The sequence below is a fragment of the Micromonospora alfalfae genome (assembly GCF_022230925.1).
GTDB classification, from domain to species: Bacteria; Actinomycetota; Actinomycetes; order Mycobacteriales; family Micromonosporaceae; genus Micromonospora; species Micromonospora alfalfae.
The window spans coordinates 233,730-251,557 of the sequence record NZ_JAKKFH010000025.1; the positions used below are offsets into that span (position 1 = coordinate 233,730).

The following is a 17,828-nucleotide window of genomic DNA, read 5'->3' on the forward strand; positions in this document are numbered from 1 at the left end:
GTGGCGGGGTCATCCTCGGGCAGAGCCACAGTCTCCTCCTCGCTCACGACGGAATCTCGAACAGCTTCATGCGGCTTCCCCGAAGGCGACGTCGCTCGCGAGCACCGCAGCGCCGGTGACACCGGCACGGCCGCCCAGCTCGGACAGGACGACGGGAAGGTTGCCGGTGGCCAGCGGCAGCGACCGGCGGTAGACCACACTGCGGATCTCGGCGAGCAGGATGTGGCCCAGCTGGGCCAGCCCGCCACCGATCACGATCATGGACGGGTTGGTGAAGCTGACCAGGCCGGCGAGCACTCCGCCGACCCGCCGTCCGCCGTCCCGGATCAACTGGATGCAGGTCACGTCGCCCTCGACGGCGCCCTCGGCGACGTCCAGCGCGGTGACGACACCCCGCAGCGCCAGCCGCTCGGCCAGCGCCGGCGACGTGCCACTGCGGGCGGCGGCTGCGGCGTCCTTGGCCAGCGCGGCACCGCTGAACAGCGCCTCCAGGCAGCCGACGTTGCCGCAAGAGCACATCGGACCGTGCGAGTCGACCTGGATGTGCCCTATGTCGCCGGCACAGCCGTCGGTGCCCCGGTAGACCTCGCCGGTGAGGTAGATGCCGCACCCGATGCCGGTGCCGATCTTCACGAAGAGGAAGTCGTCCACCGAGTGCGCGACCCCACCGTGTCGCTCGCCGATCGCCATGATGTTGACGTCGTTGTCGACCACCGCCGGGCAGCCGTGCTCCCGGCTGAGCAGCTCACGCACCGGGAACCGGTCCCAGCCGGGCATGATCGGTGGTGAGACCGGAACGCCGTCGCGGAAGCTGACCGGGCCTGGTACGCCGATGCCGACCGCGTCCAGTCGCTCGTACGCGCCGTCGACCCGGGCCTTGTGCAGCAGTTCGTTGACCCGTTGCAGGGTCACCTTCGGGCCGTTGCGGATGTCGGCTGCCTCGGCGTAGTGGGCCACCGGTTCGAGGCGGCCGTTGACCACCTCGACGTCCATCGAACTGGCGCCGAGGTCGACGGCGGCGAAGCGCAGCTTCGGGTTCAGCTCGACAAGAGTCGAGCGACGCCCACCTCGGGATGCGGCGAGCCCGGCCTCGGCCACATAACCCAGCGTCACCAGGCGATCCAGCTCGGCCAGCATGCGCGGACGCGGCATCTGGAGCCGGTCGCCCAGCTCGGCCCGGGACACGGCGCCCTCGTCGCGGAGCAGCCGCAACAGGCGCACGTGCAGGGGGTCGACGGTGCGCACCCGGGGCCCCCTCTTCTTTGGCAGCGTTCACATCGACGCAATGCCGATGTGTTGTGTCCGACACAGTAAGAGCGTTCCACGCCGCCTGTCCAGAGCTTCAACCGTTCCGAGACCAACTTTTGTCCGAAAGAACAAAAGCTACTAGTCGATCAAGTAAAGGATCACGGACGGCCCGCGCTCCCTCGCCCGCAGTTCCATCGATGGACACGCAAACGCCCCGCCAGCCGAACCTCGGTGGCGGGGCGTTTGGTGCGGGGACCGTCAGCGGCGGCCGGCTGAGTTGCGCTTCTTGCGGAGCTTGCGGTCGTCGCGCAGCTCGACGTACGGCTCGTCGTCCACAGCGTGGCCGGCCGCGATGGCGCGGCCACGCTCCAGCTCGGCGTCGAACTCCGCCCCCAGCAGGATCGCGATGTTGCTCAGCCAGAGCCAGACCAAGAAGATGATCACCCCGGCGAGCGTCCCGTACGTCTTGTCGTACGAACCGAAGTTGCTCACGTAGAAGGCGAACAGGCCGGAGATCACCAGCCAGATCACCACTGCCAGCACCCCGCCCGGGCTGACCCAGCGGAAGCCGCCGTGTCGCGCGTTCGGCGAGGCCCAGTAGAGGATCGCGAACATCAGGCTGACCAGGATCAGCAGCACCGGCCACTTCGCGACGTCCCACACCGCGACCGCCGTCGAGCCGAGGCCGATCACATCACCCACCGATTCGGCGAGACGGCCGGTGAAGACCACTATCACCGCGCAGACCAGCAGCAGCACGCCGATCACCGCTGTCACACCGGCCCGGATCGGCAGCGTCTTCCAGATCGGCCGACCTTCCGGCACGTCGTAGATGGTGTTGGACGCACGCATGAACGCGCCGATGTAGCCGGACGCGGACCAGAACGCGGCCAACAGACCGATGATCGCCGCGATGCTGGCGAGGCTGGCGTTGCGGTCCGCGGTGCCGATCGCCTCGTTGATGATCTTCTGGATGCTGTCGTTGGGCACCGCCTGGTTGACCGTGTCCTTGACGCCCTCGGTGGCGCTCTCGCCGAGCAGGCCGAGCAGGGAGATCAGCACCAGCATGCCGGGGAAGATGGACAGCACCCCGTAGTAGGTCAGCGCCGCGGCCCAGTCGGTCAGGCTGTCGTCCTGGAATTCGGTGATCGTCCGGCGCATCGCCGCCTTCCAGCCGCTGCCGGGCAGGTCGGTGGGGCTGTCCGGGCCCGCGTCGGGCCCGACCGGCGTGGTGGCGGGATCACGCTCCCGCTCACGCTGGGCGGAAGACTCGTCCGAGGCCATCGCCCCTCCTCCTGGTCGGCGGTGTCACCTCCGGACATGCCCCGTCGACGGGCGCGGATAACCCCTACTTGTAGAGCAACCTCGCCATTCGGCGAGAAGCCACCGTCAGGCCGACCGCCACCATCGCCACGAGATAGAGCACGTCGAGCAGCCAGAACCAACCACCACTGCCCAGCGCGACCCCCCGGATCAGGTGCACCGACCGGTACAGCGGGGTGATCTCGACGAGCCAGTGCAGCACTGTCGGATAGGCCTGCGCCGGCACGAAGGTGCCGGAGAAGAGAAAGAGCGTGAACTGCGCGGAGCCCACCAGGTCAAAATCCTGCCAGCTACGCATGAAGGTGGAGATCGCCATACCGAGCGCCCCGAACGCGAACCCGACCAGCACCGCGGCCGGGAGAGCGGTCAGCGCCCGGCTGACGCTGGTCAACTCCAGCGCGACCATCACGCCGAGGAACGCCGCCGAGTAGGCGCTGCCCCGCAGCATCGCCCAGGCCAATTCGCCGACTGCGATCTCGAACGGCCGTACCGGGGTGGCGATCATCCCGTCGTACAGCTTCATGTACTTCATCTTGCCGAAGAAATTGAATGTGGTCTCCGCGAGCACCCCGGTCATCGCCGAGGCGGCGAGCATCGCCGGGGCCACGAACTCGGCGTACGAGACCAGCCGCCCGTCGGGCAGCGGCAGGTCGCCGACCAGCGCGCCGACGCCCACCCCGATGGAGAGCAGATAGAGCAGCGGCTCCACGAAGCCGGAGAGCAGCAGCAGCCAGTAGACCGACTTCAGCGCCGCGACGTTGCGCCCGGCCACCGACGCCGACCGCCGGGACGCGGCGGAAACGTCGACCAGTCGGGGCAGGATCAGCGTGACCACGACACCCTCTCTGCTTGATCTTCAAACGACGAGTCTGTTGGGGCCAGCTCGGCCGCCGGACCAGCTCGGCTGCCGGACCAGCTCGGCTGCCGGACCAGCTCGGCTAGACGACGAGCTTGCGACGGAACGCGCGCACCGCCAGCAACCAGCCGCCGACCGCCCAGGCGGCCAGGTAGAGCAGGTGCCCGACGATCGACCACTGTGGGGCGACGCCGAGCGTGGCCGCGCGGCACAGGTCCACGGCGTGCCACAACGGCGTCGCGTACGCCAGCCAGCGCAGCGCCTCGGGCAACGACTCGACCGGAAAGAACACCCCGGCGAAGAGCGTCATCGGGATGACCGCGAACCGGAACAGCATCGCCAACCAGTTGTCGCTGGACACCGACGCGGCGTACGCGAAGGTCGGCGCGGCGACGGCCAGCCCGAGCAACGCCACCACCGGCAGGGTGACCACCGCCCACGGCGACCGCAGCGCCCCGAACAGCCCGGTGACCAGCAGGAACGCCGCGATAGTGGTGAGCACCCGGAACAACACGAAGGCCAGGTGCCCCGCCACGATGTCGCCCACCCGCAGCGGTGACGCGCCCTGCGCAAAATAGATCTTGACCCACTGGAAGTTACTGAACACCGGCCAGGTCGAGTCACCGACTGTCACCTGGAGCGCGGTCGAAGCGATCAGCCCGGGGACCAGCCAGTCCAGATAACGAACCCCGTCGACGCCCTGGTCGATGTAGGCCCCGACGCCCACCCCGAACCCGAGGACGGTCAGCACAGGCAGCAGGAACGAGGAGAACACCCCGGCCCGCCAGGTGCGCCGCAGCCCCACCAGGTAGTGCTCGAACACCGCGTACGCCGGCACCCATGGGAACCGCGCCGATCCCGCCACACTCACCCGATCACCCCGCCCACCGCGCCGGCCACCACGACCTGTCTACCCCCGGGGTACGACAGACCGCCGGTCACCCTACGACGACCCCGCCGACGTGTCGTCCGGGTTTCGCCACGTCGGTCTGGGCCCCGCTCGTTGATCGACTCGGTTTTCAGGAAGTCGCGGTGTCAGAGCCGCCCTGATGCCCCGATTTCCTGAAAACCGAGTGGATCTTGAGGGCGTGGCCGCTATCTACCGGCGAACGGCGCCGGAACCGACGAATGCGCGCCACGCGTCAGATGGGAAGACGAGCAGGGGGCCGGTCGGGTCCTTGGAATCACGCACGGCCACCAGCCCAGGCAGGTTGCTGGCAACCTCCACACAGGCACCGCCGCTGCCGTTGCTGCGAGTGCTCTTGCGCCACCGGGCGCCGGTCAGCTCCATGTCTCCGCCACTTCCGCGATCAGGTCGAGGGACTGCTGCTGCGATAGTGCCTCACCGCGGATCGACTCCCACACCTCGACCATCTGACGGACGTACTCGGCGCGGTCGATCACCTGCCCGTGGCGCTGCCCGTCCAGGAAGACCACATCTTCGCCGCTCGCTGCGGTGGCGATCACGAAGGGACCATCGAGCCCAGCGTACGCACCTGCCGACAGCGGCACGACCTGGATTCGGACCCGCGGCAGGGCCGAGCCGAGCTTCACCATGTGCCGCAACTGCTCGCGCATCACCTCCGGCCCGCCGACGTGGCGACGCAGCGCGTACTCGTCGACGACCACGCTGAGCAGCGGCGGCCGGTCCCGGGTGAGCACGCTCTGCCGATCGAGCCGGGCGGTCACCTGCTGCTCGACCTCTTCCGCCGCGAAGAGCCCCGCACCGGCCAGGATGGCGCGGGCGTACCCCTCGGTCTGCACCAGACCCGGCACGTAGAGCGGCTCATACCACCGCAGCGCGGTGGTCTCCTGCTCGATGCCGGCCCAGTCGCGGAACCACGGCACCACGGCCTCCCGGCTGATCCGCCGCTGGATGCGTTCGAACCGACCGTCGACCCCGAACACGGCGTCACATCGGCGGGCGAAGTCCAGACTTGGCCGGCGCTCGGATGTCTCCACCTTGGCGACCAGCGCCCCGGAATAGCTCAACGCCTCGGCCAGCGCCGCCTGCGACATCCCGTTGGCGGCCCGGGCCAGTCGCAGCTCCTCGGCGAAGTGCTCCAGCATGGACGAACCTTCCACGGACAACCCCCGTACATTCCCGTACCGTGCCGGGCCGATCGCCGTACGCGCTGGTCGTCGGCGTGCGGAACCTCCCACCGTAGTCGGATCCTCACCAGACTGTCACGCAGCGGGACCGCTCACGGGATCCAGACGGCGGGCGGAACCAGGCCGGGAGCGCCCCGTGACCCCCGATCCGGGGCGCTCCCACCCACCCGATGGAGGTTCACTCGTGCGACTGACCTGGTCGGCTCATCACGGCGGCGGGCACTGATGCCGCGGTACCGCCCGCACGTGGCGGCACGCCCGTCCTGGCGCTGCCGGGTCTGCGGCGCGGCGTGGCCCTGCTCGCCGGCCCGGCTGGCGCTGCTCGGCGAGTACCGCGAGGACCGGATCGGCCTGCTCATCTACCTCGCCGCGTTGCTCTACGAGGCGGCCGGGGATCTCGCCGGACAGGCCGGTCAGGACCGGCTGACCGATCGATTCATCACCTGGGCCAGAGCCCGTTGAGCGTGATCGTTGGCAGATCAAAGTGCTCGACACGCGGGAACGGTTGTTGCTGAGCTGCCAACGATCGGACCCGCGAACCATCAACGATCGGGCCTGTGGTCTGCGCGCGGTCAGGCCGGTCGGTACGCGCGGACCAGCGCCTGCACGGCGTAACCGAGCAGCAGCAGTCCCGCGCCGACGCCGACCACCAGACCGGCGGAGACCGCCGAGGCGAGGCCGGTGACGAGACCCGCCACCGCCACCAGGCACAGCGCGGCACCGAGCGGGCGAAGCAGCGGGTCCCGCAGGAGCGGGGCGAGCGGGAAGAAGTGCAGACCGACCACCAGGCAGACCAGCACGGGAACGTACTCGGACCAGTTGGCCGCTACCAGCACCGCGGCACCCAGCCCGGCGGCGGCGAACTCGGCCCCGACGATGAGCAGGTACGGGCGGTCGGCGGCCCGGTCCCGGGGGCTGCCGGCCCGCCGCAGTCGGGAGGACAGCACACCGCCCAGCGCGGCGGTGAGCAGCGCGACGATGCTGCCCACCACGAGCAGGGCACGCAGCGGCTGCTCCACCGCCGGGACACTGAACCAGACCATCGCGAAGATGCCCAGGTAGACGGCGGTCAGCCCGGCCTGACGTCGGTTGGCGGCCACCAGATCAGACATGAAACTCCCCCGTGTTACGACAGATCGGCGGTCACCCTACGACGTTCCCGTCGACTTGTCGCCCGCGTTCCACCCAGTCGTCAGGGCCCGGCCCACGGCCTGGCGCTCTCGGGTTCCAGCTCCCTGATCGACTCGGGTTTCAGGAAATCGGGCTGCCCGCTCCGCCGTATCACCCCGACTTTCAGGAAGCCGAGTCGATCAAGCGGGGGCCGGGGCGACACGAAGCCGAGTCGATCAAGCGGGGCCGGGGCGATACGCCGAAGATGTCGCGGGCTGAGCCGTCAACGGTCCTCGTGGCCCGTCAGTCGACCAGGGTGCGGCCGGTCAGGTGCAGGAAGACATCCTCCAGGCCGCTGCGCCGGACCAGCACGTTCGCCGGCTGGAGGCCCAGCGCGGTGACCTCGGCGACCGCCGCGTCGCCGTCGGGCACGTAGAGCAGGACCCGGTCGGGCAACACCTCGACCCGCTCCCCCAGCCCGTCGAGCTTGCCGGCGAACGGTTCCTGCGACTCGGCGGCGAAGCGCAGCTCGACCACCTCACGGGTCGAGTGCTGCTCGATCAGCGCCCGGGGCGAGCCCTCCGCGACGATCCGGCCGCCGTCCATCACCACCAGGCGGTCACAGAGCTGCTCGGCCTCGTCCATGTAGTGCGTGGTGAGCACCAGCGTGACGCCCTGCTGCTTGAGCCGGAACAGCCGCTCCCACACCAGGTGCCGGGCCTGCGGGTCGAGCCCGGTGGTCGGCTCGTCGAGCAGCACGATCTCCGGATCGTTCACCAGCGCGCGGGCGATGGTCAGCCGACGCTTCATCCCACCGGACAGCGGCTCGACCTTGCTGTCGGCCCGTTCGGTGAGCTGGACGAAGTCGAGCAGCTCGGCGGCGCGCTCCCGGGCCGCCCGCCGGGAGATGCCGAAGTAGCGGGCGTAGACAGTGAGATTTTCCCGGACGGTCAGCTCCGGATCGAGATTGTCCAGCTGGGGGCACACCCCGAGCCGCGCCCGGATCGCCGGCCCGTCAGCCACCGGATCCATGTCGAGGATGCGCAACTCACCCCCGCTGGGTGGGGAGATGCAGCCGACCATCCGCATGGTGGACGACTTGCCCGCGCCGTTGGGCCCGAGGAAGCCGAACGCCTCACCCGGCAGCACCTCGACGTCGATGCCGTCCACGGCGGTGAAATCGCCGAACCGCTTCACCAGCCCGCGAGCCTGAATCAGTGGTCGCTCCGAAGTCACCGCCCGACCCTAACCGCCGGGTCCGACACCCCTCCACGCAAATATTCGCCGGCGACCGGCCGGCCGTCGACATGCCGATACCGCCGACGGCGAAACACCGATCAATGCCCCACCGGTCAGCTGATCGACGTGTATCGTCCTCTCGTGTCGCCCATCAGCTCCCCCGATGGTTCGCCGTCACCTGCGCGACCAGCCAACTCTCCCGTTGATGGGCCCGCAGCGACGCCCGACGGCGGGCCACCCCGACCAAGGTCGGGAGCCGACCCGGCAGAGCCCGACAGCGCCCACCCGCCCAACCCCACCACCCTCGCAACCGAGCCCGACCCGAGCGAGCCCGGCACCACGACCGAGCCTGGCACCACAAGCGAGCCCGGCACCACAAGCGAGCCTGGCACCACAAGCGAGCCTGGTGCCGCCGAGCGGGCGACTCGGGACCTGGCCGCCCAGTTCGAGGACGAGAAACCGGGACGGGTGCTCTCCGGGCCGGCGGGCCTGCTCCTCACCGCGGCGGCGCTGGCGGTCGGCGCTCTCGCCCTGTGGCAGGTGTTCCGCCCTCTGTCGCAGGGCAGCAAGTATTACCTGATCATCTTCCTGGCCGGCGTACTCCCGCTGGTCTTCCTCGCCTACCCGGCCGACCTGCGGCTGCCGGCCCGCCTACGCTTCTGGCGACGAGGCACCAGTCGCGCCGGGGCCACCGACAGCGACAGGGGCACTCCGGCACTCGTGTCGTCGGGGCCCACAGTGACCGACTGGGCTCTGGTCGTCCTGGCGGTCGCCGCCTGTCTCTACCCCGTCCTGCCGATCCGGATCGGCAGCGGTGGCGGCGGCTACAACGCGTTCCTCGACCGGCAGGGTCTGCTGACGCCGACGGATCTGGTGTTCGGCACCATCCTGCTGCTTCTGCTGCTGGAAGCGTGTCGACGTGCCACCGGTTGGATCCTGCCGGCGGTCTGCCTGCTGTTCCTCGGCTACGGCTACTACGGCGGGTTGTTGCCGCAGTCCTGGCCGGTCGCGCACGCCGGGCTCGACTTCAGTCAACTGGTCGACGCGTTCTACAACTCCGACAGCGGCTTCTACGGCACGCCACTCGACGTGGCCGCCTCGTACATCGTGCTGTTCACCATCTACGGCGCGGTGCTGGAGTTGTCCGGGGCCGGGCGGTTCTTCGTCGAGTTGTCGGCGGCGGCGTTCCGTCGCTCGCGTACCGCCGCCGGCCGGACGGCGGTGGCCTCGGGTTTCCTGCTCGGCACCGTCTCCGGTTCCGGGGCGGCGACGACGGTGAGCATCGGCGCGGTCACCTGGCCGCTGCTGCGCCGCGCCGGTTACCCGCCGGAGCGGGCCGGCGGCATGCTGGCCGCGGCCGGGGTGGGCGCCATCCTGTCCCCGCCCACACTGGGCGCGGCGGCGTTCATCATCGCCGAGTACCTGGGAGTCTCGTACCTTCAGGTGCTGGGCTGGGCGACGGTGCCGACGGTGCTCTACTACCTCGGCATCCTGCTCGCCGTGGAGATCGACGCGCGCCGGTCCGGCGTACGCCCCGTGGTGATCGACGTCGGCTCGCCCTGGCGGCTGCTGGCCCGGTTCGGGTACCACTTCGCCTCACTGATCGCCATCATCGTCCTCCTCGCGGTCGGCGTGTCCGCGACGAGGGCTGTCGTCTACGCCATCGTGCTCACCGTCGCGTTGTCCTTCCTGGCCCCCAGGAACGAGGACCGCGCGCACCGACTCACCCCGGGCCGGCTGGTGACAGCGCTCGTCACCGGCGTACGCGGCGTCCTCGCCGTCACGGCGGTCTGCGCCGCCGCCGGCATCATCACGGCGACCACGACGAAGACCGGCCTCGGACCGCAGGCGGCGGCGCTGCTGATCGGTGGGGCGCAGGCGGCCACGTCGGACCCGACGCTGGTGCTGGTGCTCACCGCGCTGCTCGCCGCCGTCGCGCTCAGCCTGCTGGGCCTGGCCGTGCCGGTCACCGCGTCGTTCGTGATCGGTTGGGTGATCGTCGGTCCGGCCCTGCTCGACCTGGGCGTCACCGCGCCGGCGGCGGCGATGTTCGTCTTCTACTTCGCGGTGCTGTCCGAGGTGTCCCCACCGACCGCGCTCGCCGCGGTGGCCGCCGCCGCTGTCACCGGCGGCCGGCTGGTGCCGACCATGTGGCAGACCCTGCGGTACGCGCTGCCGGCGTACCTGACTCCGATCGCGTTCGTCATCACGCCGGCCGGGCTCGGTCTGCTCGGCATCGGTGGCGTCCAGCGGATCGCCTTCGCCGCCGGAGTCACAGCGTTCAGCGTGGCGGTGCTCGCCGTCGCCGCCGGTGGCTGGCTGCCCGGCGTGGGCCCGGCCGGCGCCCCGGAACGGGTGCTGGGCGCCCTCGCCGGTGTCACATTGCTCTGGCTCGAACCAGTGCCGGTCACTGTCGGCGCGGCACTGGCCGTCGTCGCGGCGGCGGGCGTGTTCATCCGACGCGGCGCCGCCGGCCGGTCATCGTCCAATCCTGTGGAGGAACAACTGTGAGACGAATCGACGTACGGCTCTCGGCGGGCCTGAGCGTGCTCGCCCTCGTCACTGTCGGTGCCGCGGGTTGCGGAGGTCAGCAGGGCGGCGCGGCGACTGACGACGCGGCCAGTGCTGTGACGTGCGAGGTGACCCGGGAGACCCGCGTCGGCATCGCCACCGGCAACGCGACAGGTGTCTACTACGTGGTCGGCAACGCCCTGGCCGGGCAGTTGTCCGGGGCGACCGGCGGCAAGCTCACCGGCACCGCCGCCGAGACCGGCGCGTCGGTGCAGAACGTCGAACAACTGGTCGGTGGCCAGTACGACGTGGCGTTCTCGCTGTTCGACACGGCTGTCAACGCGGTGGAGGGCAAGGGCAGCTTCACCGCGCCACAGCCGGTGGAGGCGCTGACCCGCATCTACGACAACTACACCCAGGTGGTGGTCCGCAACGACTCCGGGATCACCTCGGTGGCCGACATGCGGGGCAAGCGGATCTCCACCGGTTCACCGAAGTCCGGCACTGAGGTGATCGCCAACCGGCTGTTGGAGGCCGCCGGCCTCGACCCGGCCAAGGACATCCGGGCGCAGCGACTCGACCTGACCAAGACTGTCGAGGGGATCAAGGACGGCAGCGTCGACGGCTTCTTCTGGTCCGGTGGTCTGCCCACCGGTGGCCTCACCGACCTGTTCACCACTGCCGGCGACACTGTGAAGTTCGTCGACGTCTCACCGTTGCTGCCGAAGATGACGGCGTTGAGCCCCGGCTATCAGGAAGGCACGATCGGACGGGACGCGTACCGGACGGCGACCGACACCCCGACCATCGTCGTACCCAACGTCCTGTTGGTGCGCAAGGACCTGGACGCCAACGTCGCCTGCGCGATCACCCGCACAGTGTTCGAGAAGCGCGACGCCCTGGCCCAGGCCAACCCGGCGGCGAAGGGCATCTCGCTGGAAAAGGCCCGCAGGACCCTGCCGGTGCCGCTGCACCGCGGCGCGGAGAAGGCGCTGAACGACCTGGGGGCGAAATGACCCGCCGGTCAGACGTCGGCCGGCGCGGTGGCGGCGCGGGCCACACCGACCAGCCGGTCGGTCTCGGCGAGCACTGCCTCGTCGTCAGCCGGAGTGCCGGGGTCGAGTCGGACCGTCCAGGTCAGACCGTCGACCCCGGCCACGCGCCGGGCCGCGACCCGCGCCGCGCCGCCGGGCACCGGCTGGTGCTCGGTGTACGCGACCGAACGGGTCACCCGGGCCCGCACCTGGTGCGGCAACTCCCCCGGGTCGAGCAGCAGGTACGTCTCAGCCGGACCGTCGGCGACCACCTTGTAGCCGTCCCGCTCGACGAGTGGCTCGGCGGGGGTGACCGTCAGCTCCCGGCCGGACCAGACCGCCTTGAGGATGCTGTGCCACCCGAACCGGTGCCCCCGACCGGGCAACCACAACCCGAGGTTGGTGGCGACCACAACCCCGTCGCCCTCGCCGTTGCCGGCGGCGGCCCAGGCCAACACCCGCTCGTCGGCGGCCAGCGGCGGCCGGTCGGCCGGCGGCAGCTTCGGCTTGCGGCTGAACAGTCCCATCTAGAGGCCTCCCGCAGCCTGCTCGCGCAACGCCCGGGCGTGCTGCTCCAGGGACAGCAGCTCACCGAAGGCGGCGAAGTACTCGTCCTTGTTGTTGACCGGGTTGATCCGCTGGATGCGTGACTTGAGGTCCCGGACCCGGGAGGTCACCGACCCGAACTGCACCCGGGCCATGGTGATCGACACGTAGCGCGGGTCCGGTTCGCCGTCGATCCGCAGTGGTTCGACGGCCAACTCACCGACGAGCGCCGCGGCCGCCAGGTCGTCGCAGGCGTCGCGGACCGACTCGATCCAGACCGCGCCGCCGGTCGCCGACGCGGCGCCGCCGGCCGCCGCGATGGCAGTACGCACCGCGACGTGCACCGGGTGGCGGTATTCGGTGGCCTCGACCGCGTCGAACATCGGCCCGGCCAGAACCGGTTGCTGGAGGGCGAGTTTGAGCGCCTCCCGTTCGACCATCGACTGCGGGCTGTCCACCGCCGGCTCGGGGCGGGCCGAGGTTGGCCGGGCCGCGGGGGTGGCCTCGCGGGTGTTGGACGGCGCGGCGTTGCCGGCGGCGAGCACCGCCCGCTGCACCGGCTCGATCTCCATGCCGAGGTCCATGGCGAGCTTGCGGACGTACTCCGGGCGCTTCTCCCGGTCCTTCAGGCGCGCGACCAGCGGCGCGGCGTGGCGCATCGCCTCGACCCGGCCGTCGACGGTGTCCAGGTCGAAGCGGCTGATCACGTGTCGCAGCGCGAAGTCGACGAGCGGCTCGCGGCGGGCGACCAGGTCACGCACCGCCAGGTCGCCCTTGGCCAGCCGCAGGTCGCACGGGTCCATGTTGTCCGGGCTGACCGCTATGAACGTGCGCCCGACGAAGCGCTGGTCGTCTTCGAAGGCGCGCAGCGCGGCCTTCTGACCGGCGGCGTCGCCGTCGAAGGTGAAGATGATCTCGCCGGCCACCTCGTCGCTGTCGAACAGGAGCCGACGCAGGACGGAGATGTGGTCCGCGGCGAAGGCGGTGCCACAGGTCGCCACCGCCGTGGTCACCCCGGCCAGGTGACAGGCCATCACGTCGGTGTAACCCTCGACGATCACCGCCCGACCCTGCTTGGCGATCTCCCGCTTGGCCTGGTCGATGCCGTAGAGCACGTGCGACTTCTTGTAGATCGGCGTCTCGGGGGTGTTCAGGTACTTCGGGCCGTCGTCGTCGTCGAAGAGCTTGCGCGCGCCGAAGCCGATCACGTCGCCGGCGAGGTCGCGGATCGGCCAGAGCAGCCGACGACGGAACCGGTCGATCAGGGTGCCGGAACGGGATTCCCGGGACAGCCCGGCGGTGACCAGCTCCTGGTGGGTGAAGCCCTGCTGGCGCAGGTGCTTGGTGAGCGGGTCCCAACCCTCGGGCGCGAAGCCACAGCCGTAGCGCTCGGCGGCGGCCCTGTCGAAGCCCCGTCGCGCCAGGAACTCCCGTGCCGGCCGGGCGCCGGCGGTGCTCAGTTGCGCGCTGTAGAACTGCACGGCGGCGGCGTGCGCGGCGACCAGGCGCTGCCGCTGGCCCTGCTGCGGGCGGGGACGCGGGGTGCCCTTGTCGTCCTCGATGTAGCGCAGTTGGATGCCGGCGCGGCCGGCGAGCCGCTCGACGGACTCCACGAAGCTGAGGTGGTCGGCGTCCATCAGGAACTTGATCGCGTCGCCGCCGGCCCCGCAGCCGAAGCAGTACCAGACGTTGCGGGCCGGGGACACGTTGAACGACGGGCTCTTCTCGTCGTGGAACGGGCACAGACCCTTGAGGTTGCCGCCGCCGGCGGACTTCAGGGTGACCGTCTCGGAGATCACATCCCCGATCGAGGTGCGTTCCCGGACCAGTGCGATGTCCTCGTCCCGGATCCGCCCAGCCATGCGCCACCCCCTCGCCGTACATCCTGCCCTGCCGGACCGACGACACGCCGGCCGGGGGACACCGGTGTGGCGGCGACCGCTGCCGGCTCGGCGGTTCCGGCACGCAGGCCAGGTCCGCACGGGGACCATGACCAGATGCGCCGGGTACGGAGCCAAGCCCCCCGCCTGCCGAGATGGCTGGCCGATCGGATGGGGCTACCCGGGCAGACCCCGCAGACGGACGAGGCCGGCCACCGGCACGCCACCTGGCTGGAGCTTTTCCTCGACCTCATCTTCGTGTACGCGCTGGCAGCGGTGGTGGCCCGGCTGGGCAACGAACCGTCGCCGTCGCCGAAGGCCGTGCTGGCCGTGATCGGGCTCTTCGTGGTGATCCAGTGGGCCTGGATGGGGCAGGTCTACTACGACACCCGGTTCGATCCGGACGACGCGCTGCACCGGGTGCTGGTGCTTGTCGCGTTGGTCGGCGCGGGCGCGATGACCCTCGGGGTCGACGAGGTGCCGGAGAGCGTGCTGCTGCCCATCGGGTACCTGATCGTGCGGGGCGTGCTGCTCCTGCTGTACCTGCGCGCCCGCCCCACCAGCCCGATGGCCCGGATGGTCACGACGATCTATCTGATCGGCTTCGGGTCGGGCTGGCTGATCTGGCTGGTGTCGCTGATCGTGCCAACCGAGCTGCGGCCCGTCCTCTGGATCGTCGCGATGGTGATCGAGCTGGCCACGCCCTGGGTCGGGGTGCGCTGGCTCAACCGCTGGCCGGTGGACAACAGGCACCTGCCGGAACGGATCGGCCAGTTCACCATCATCGTGCTGGGTAGCGCGCTGGCCAGCCTGCTCTTCGCCGTGCCGGACCATCCTCCGCCACACATGATCCTCACCGCCGCGTTGGCCTTCCTCATCCCGGCGGCCGTCTGGTGGGTCTACACCACATTCGTCACCACCCGCCTCCTTCAGCGACGGCTACGTGGCGGGCAGGCGTACAGCTACCTGCACATTCCGCTCGGCGGTGCGCTCCTGCTGCTCGGTTGGGCGCTCGGGCAGGTGGTCCGACTGGTCGACGACAACGCCAACCGGCTGCCGCTGGAGCTGCGGCTGCTGCTGGGCGCCTCGATGGTGATCTGGACGGTCTGCGGGCTCGCCCTGTACTGGTTGTGGACCCGACCGAGCGGTGCCCGGTTGGCGATCGCCGCCTACGGGGTGGTCTCGGTCAGCCTGATCACCACGACGGTGCACCAGCCGAGGCTGATGCTGACGCTGCTCTCGCTGGCGGTGGTCGGCTACGCCGTCCTGCTCAGCCGACGCCTTGCCCGGGCCGGTCAGGAGATGACCACCCCAGAGGGATGACCGGCGCTCAGGCAGCCGCGGCCGGCGCCGGAATGGCTGTCTCCTCGGCCGCCACCTGCTGGTTCCAGTCGGCCTTGGTGGAGCGCCAGCCCTCGTCGTCCATGCCGCGCCGCCAGTAGCCGGAGATGGAGAGCCGGTCCAGCGGTACGCCCCGCTCGCCGCGCAGCAACCGGCGCAACTCCCGGACGAAGGCGGCCTCGCCGTGCACGAACGCGTGCACCTGGCCGGCCGGGAACTCCAGTGCCCGAACCGCCTCGACCAGCGCCTCGCCCACCGGGCGTTCGCCACGATGCAGCCAGGTCAGCTCGACCGCCCCGGGGCTGAGCAGCTTCTGCTCCTCCGCCGGGTCGGCGACCTCCACGAAGACGTGGGCCGGGGCGCCCAGCGGGAGGCGCTCCAGCGCGGCGGCGATCGCCGGCAGGGCGCTCTCGTCACCGACCAGCAGGTGCCAGTCCGCCTCCAAACTCGGGGCGTACGCGCCGCCGGGGCCGACGAAGTGCACCGGATCGCCGGGACGCAGCGCGGCGGCCCACGGGCCGGCCAACCCCTCGTCGCCGTGGTGCACCACGTCGACGGTCAGCTCCCCGGACAGCGGATCCCAGCGCCGCACCGTGTACGCGCGCAGCCGGGGCCACTGCTCCCGGGGCAGGTCCCGGCGGATCGCGGCGAGGTCCAGCGGCTGCGGGTACGCGACGCCCTGCTGCGGGAACACCACCTTGATGTAGTGGTCGGTGAACTCGCCCACCGGTAGGCCGACCAGTTCGTCCCCACCGAGGACGAGCCGGATCAGGTGCGGGGTGGGCCGCTCGGTGCGCAGCACCTGGGCCGAGGTGACGTTCCTGGAGCGTTCCGTCATGTCAGTTAGGCTAGCCTAAGCTGGCTCGTGCGCGGTCGGGGGTGTCCCCTTGCCGACCAGGCGGGTGTGCCAGGTCACCGCCGCCGGGTCAGTGAGCGAGGCGACCTGGTCGATCACCACCCGCAGTCTGGCCCGGTCGTCCGGGGCGGCCCGCCACAACGGGGCGAAGATCGGATCGAGCCCTTCCGGGGCACACCGGACCAGCGCGGCGACCAACTCCGCCAGCATCGTCCGCTGCCGCTCGTAGCGGCCCCGGAAGCCACTGCGACGCATCACGTACCGCAGCGCGATGCCCTTGAGCAGCGCACACTGCGCGCGTACCAGCCGGGGCACCACCAGATCGGCGGCGTAGCGGCGGTGCGGGCCCGGACCGAAGCGTTCCTCCGTCGCCGCCACCGCCGCGGACACGAACAGCCCGGTCACCCCGCTGGTGGTGGCCTTCAACGCGACCTGCGCGCGATGGCTGCCGTCGTACCCGGTGAACGGGGCGAGCAGCGGACCGGCCAGTAGGTCGACGAGCACCTCGGCCAGGTCCGCCGCGGACTCCCCGGAGTAGGCGGCGGCCACGTCGGCGCAGAGCGCGGCCCGCTCGTCGGCGTCGGTGAGCAGTCTGTGCAACGTGACGTAACCACCGTGGATGCCGTCCTCCACGTCGTGCACCGAGTACGCGACGTCGTCGGCCCAGTCCATCACCTGGGCCTCCAGGCAGCGCCGGTCGCCGGGCGCGCCAACCCGGATCCAGTCGAAGACAGCGGCGTCGTCGGCGTACACCCCGAACTTGCGCTCCCCCGGCCGGCGCGGCCAGGGGTACTTGCCGATCGCGTCGAGCGACGCCCGGGTCAGGTTCAACCCGGCGGACGAGCCGTCCGGGGTGAGCACCTTCGCCTCCAGGCGGGTCAACACCCGCAGGGTCTGCGCGTTGCCCTCGAAACCACCGCACGGCGTGGCGAGCAGGTCCAGCGCAGCCTCGCCGTTGTGCCCGAACGGCGGGTGCCCGAGGTCGTGCGCGAGCCCCGCCACGTCCACCACGTCCGGGTCACAGCCCAGCCGGGCACCCATCTCCCGGGCGATCTGGGCCACCTCCAACGAGTGCGTCAGCCGCGTACGCAGGAAGTCATCGGTGCCGGCGGTGTGCACCTGGGTCTTGGTGGCCAGCCGGCGAAACGCCGCCGAGTGCAGCACCCGGGCCCGGTCGCGCTCGTACGGCGACCGGCGATGCCCGGTGTCCTTCGGGGGCTCCTCGACCAACCGCGATTCCGCCGCCCCCGGCTCAGTTCTCACGCAGCCGCCGTTGTCCGCGACTGCGGGGCTCGCAACACCGGCTCACTCCTCGCGTTCACGCAGTACGCAGAACTCGTTGCCCTCGGGGTCGGCCAGCACCGTCCACTCGACGTCGCCCTGACCGATGTCGACGTGCCGGGCGCCCATGTCGACCAGACGCTCGACCTCGGCTTCCTGGTTGGCGGGGCGCAGGTCGAGGTGCAGCCGGTTCTTGCGCTCCTTGCCCTCGGCCACCGGGCCGAAGAACAGGGCGGGCAACTGGTCTGGGGACTGGCGGATCTCCACCCCGCTCGGAGTCTCGGTGACCACCTGATAGCCGAGCGCCTCGGCCCACCAACGGGCCAGTCGGGCCGGATCGCGGGCGTCGACAGTCAGGCTCTCCCAGACACTGGTCATGCAGTCACCTCTTCCCGTTCGACGCGGCGCCCAATCGGCCGTGTGCGAGCGGACCAAGATTACGCCCGCCACCACTGCTCGACCCGCCCACGACGCATCGACGAAGGGCACAC

17 protein-coding genes are annotated in these 17,828 nt (G+C 70.7%); 4 read left to right on the plus strand and 13 right to left on the minus strand.

The genetic code is table 11. The features are described 5' to 3' along the window. Positions 1-66: 66 nt before the first annotated feature. From MED01_RS21450 to MED01_RS21475, 6 genes are all read right to left on the minus strand, one after another. Positions 67-1,245 (minus strand): ROK family protein, encoded by a 1,179-nt coding sequence (locus tag MED01_RS21450; protein WP_124819665.1) that lies wholly within the window; start codon positions 1,243-1,245, stop codon positions 67-69. Positions 1,246-1,506: 261 nt separating this feature from the next. Next, on the minus strand, positions 1,507-2,532 hold the full coding sequence (locus MED01_RS21455; RefSeq protein WP_238670346.1) for a YihY/virulence factor BrkB family protein: 1,026 nt from the start codon (positions 2,530-2,532) through the stop codon (positions 1,507-1,509). Between the two features lie 64 nt (positions 2,533-2,596). Then, positions 2,597-3,406, minus strand: a complete 810-nt coding sequence (locus MED01_RS21460; RefSeq protein WP_238670347.1) for an ABC transporter permease — start codon at positions 3,404-3,406, stop codon at positions 2,597-2,599. 103 nt (positions 3,407-3,509) lie between these two features. Then, on the minus strand, positions 3,510-4,298 hold the full coding sequence (locus MED01_RS21465; protein ID WP_238670348.1) for an ABC transporter permease: 789 nt from the start codon (positions 4,296-4,298) through the stop codon (positions 3,510-3,512). A gap of 228 nt (positions 4,299-4,526) precedes the next feature. Then, positions 4,527-4,718 (minus strand): DUF397 domain-containing protein, encoded by a 192-nt coding sequence (locus MED01_RS21470; RefSeq protein ID WP_238670349.1) that lies wholly within the window; start codon positions 4,716-4,718, stop codon positions 4,527-4,529. After that, on the minus strand, positions 4,709-5,497 hold the full coding sequence (locus tag MED01_RS21475; RefSeq protein WP_238670350.1) for a helix-turn-helix domain-containing protein: 789 nt from the start codon (positions 5,495-5,497) through the stop codon (positions 4,709-4,711). Before MED01_RS21475 ends, MED01_RS21470 begins: the two co-directional genes overlap by 10 nt. Positions 5,498-5,785: 288 nt before the next feature. On the opposite strand from MED01_RS21475, the gene MED01_RS21480 reads away from it, so the two are divergent. Next, a complete protein-coding gene (locus MED01_RS21480) occupies positions 5,786-6,001 on the plus strand; it encodes a flavin reductase (protein ID WP_238670351.1) in 216 nt (71 codons plus the stop codon). Positions 6,002-6,111: 110 nt separating this feature from the next. Here the strand turns inward: MED01_RS21480 and MED01_RS21485 are convergent, their stop codons facing one another. Both MED01_RS21485 and MED01_RS21490 read right to left on the minus strand, forming a co-directional pair. Beyond that, on the minus strand, positions 6,112-6,651 hold the full coding sequence (locus MED01_RS21485) for a hypothetical protein (RefSeq protein WP_238670352.1): 540 nt from the start codon (positions 6,649-6,651) through the stop codon (positions 6,112-6,114). 301 nt (positions 6,652-6,952) lie between these two features. Continuing rightward, positions 6,953-7,885 (minus strand): ABC transporter ATP-binding protein, encoded by a 933-nt coding sequence (locus MED01_RS21490; protein ID WP_238670353.1) that lies wholly within the window; start codon positions 7,883-7,885, stop codon positions 6,953-6,955. A 144-nt stretch (positions 7,886-8,029) separates the two neighbouring features. On the opposite strand from MED01_RS21490, the gene MED01_RS21495 reads away from it, so the two are divergent. Both MED01_RS21495 and MED01_RS21500 read left to right on the plus strand, forming a co-directional pair. Next, positions 8,030-10,399 (plus strand): TRAP transporter fused permease subunit, encoded by a 2,370-nt coding sequence (locus tag MED01_RS21495; protein ID WP_238670354.1) that lies wholly within the window; start codon positions 8,030-8,032, stop codon positions 10,397-10,399. Further along, positions 10,396-11,415: a TAXI family TRAP transporter solute-binding subunit gene (locus MED01_RS21500; RefSeq protein ID WP_238670355.1), complete on the plus strand. Its 1,020-nt coding sequence runs from the start codon at positions 10,396-10,398 to the stop codon at positions 11,413-11,415. The genes MED01_RS21495 and MED01_RS21500 overlap by 4 nt, the downstream gene beginning before the upstream one ends. 8 nt (positions 11,416-11,423) lie before the next feature. Here MED01_RS21500 and MED01_RS21505 read toward each other — a convergent pair whose 3' ends face one another. Together MED01_RS21505 and dnaG are read right to left on the minus strand one after the other, a co-directional pair. After that, positions 11,424-11,960 (minus strand): hypothetical protein, encoded by a 537-nt coding sequence (locus MED01_RS21505; RefSeq protein WP_238670356.1) that lies wholly within the window; start codon positions 11,958-11,960, stop codon positions 11,424-11,426. Continuing rightward, complete coding sequence (dnaG, locus tag MED01_RS21510; protein WP_372493692.1) at positions 11,961-13,841, minus strand: DNA primase; 1,881 nt, start codon at positions 13,839-13,841, stop codon at positions 11,961-11,963. Between the two features lie 135 nt (positions 13,842-13,976). Here dnaG and MED01_RS21515 point away from each other — a divergent pair, with 135 nt between their 5' ends. Then, positions 13,977-15,182, plus strand: coding sequence for a low temperature requirement protein A (locus tag MED01_RS21515; RefSeq protein WP_238670357.1), 1,206 nt, complete (start codon positions 13,977-13,979; stop codon positions 15,180-15,182). Positions 15,183-15,189: 7 nt separating this feature from the next. Here MED01_RS21515 and MED01_RS21520 read toward each other — a convergent pair whose 3' ends face one another. The 3 genes from MED01_RS21520 to MED01_RS21530 are packed head-to-tail and all read right to left on the minus strand — an operon-like array spanning position 15,190 to position 17,715. Continuing rightward, on the minus strand, positions 15,190-16,038 hold the full coding sequence (locus MED01_RS21520) for a siderophore-interacting protein (protein WP_238670358.1): 849 nt from the start codon (positions 16,036-16,038) through the stop codon (positions 15,190-15,192). Between the two features lie 15 nt (positions 16,039-16,053). Further along, on the minus strand, positions 16,054-17,319 hold the full coding sequence (locus MED01_RS21525) for a deoxyguanosinetriphosphate triphosphohydrolase (protein WP_238670359.1): 1,266 nt from the start codon (positions 17,317-17,319) through the stop codon (positions 16,054-16,056). Between the two features lie 42 nt (positions 17,320-17,361). After that, positions 17,362-17,715, minus strand: a complete 354-nt coding sequence (locus MED01_RS21530; protein ID WP_112675786.1) for a VOC family protein — start codon at positions 17,713-17,715, stop codon at positions 17,362-17,364. Between the last annotated feature and the right edge of the window lie 113 nt (positions 17,716-17,828).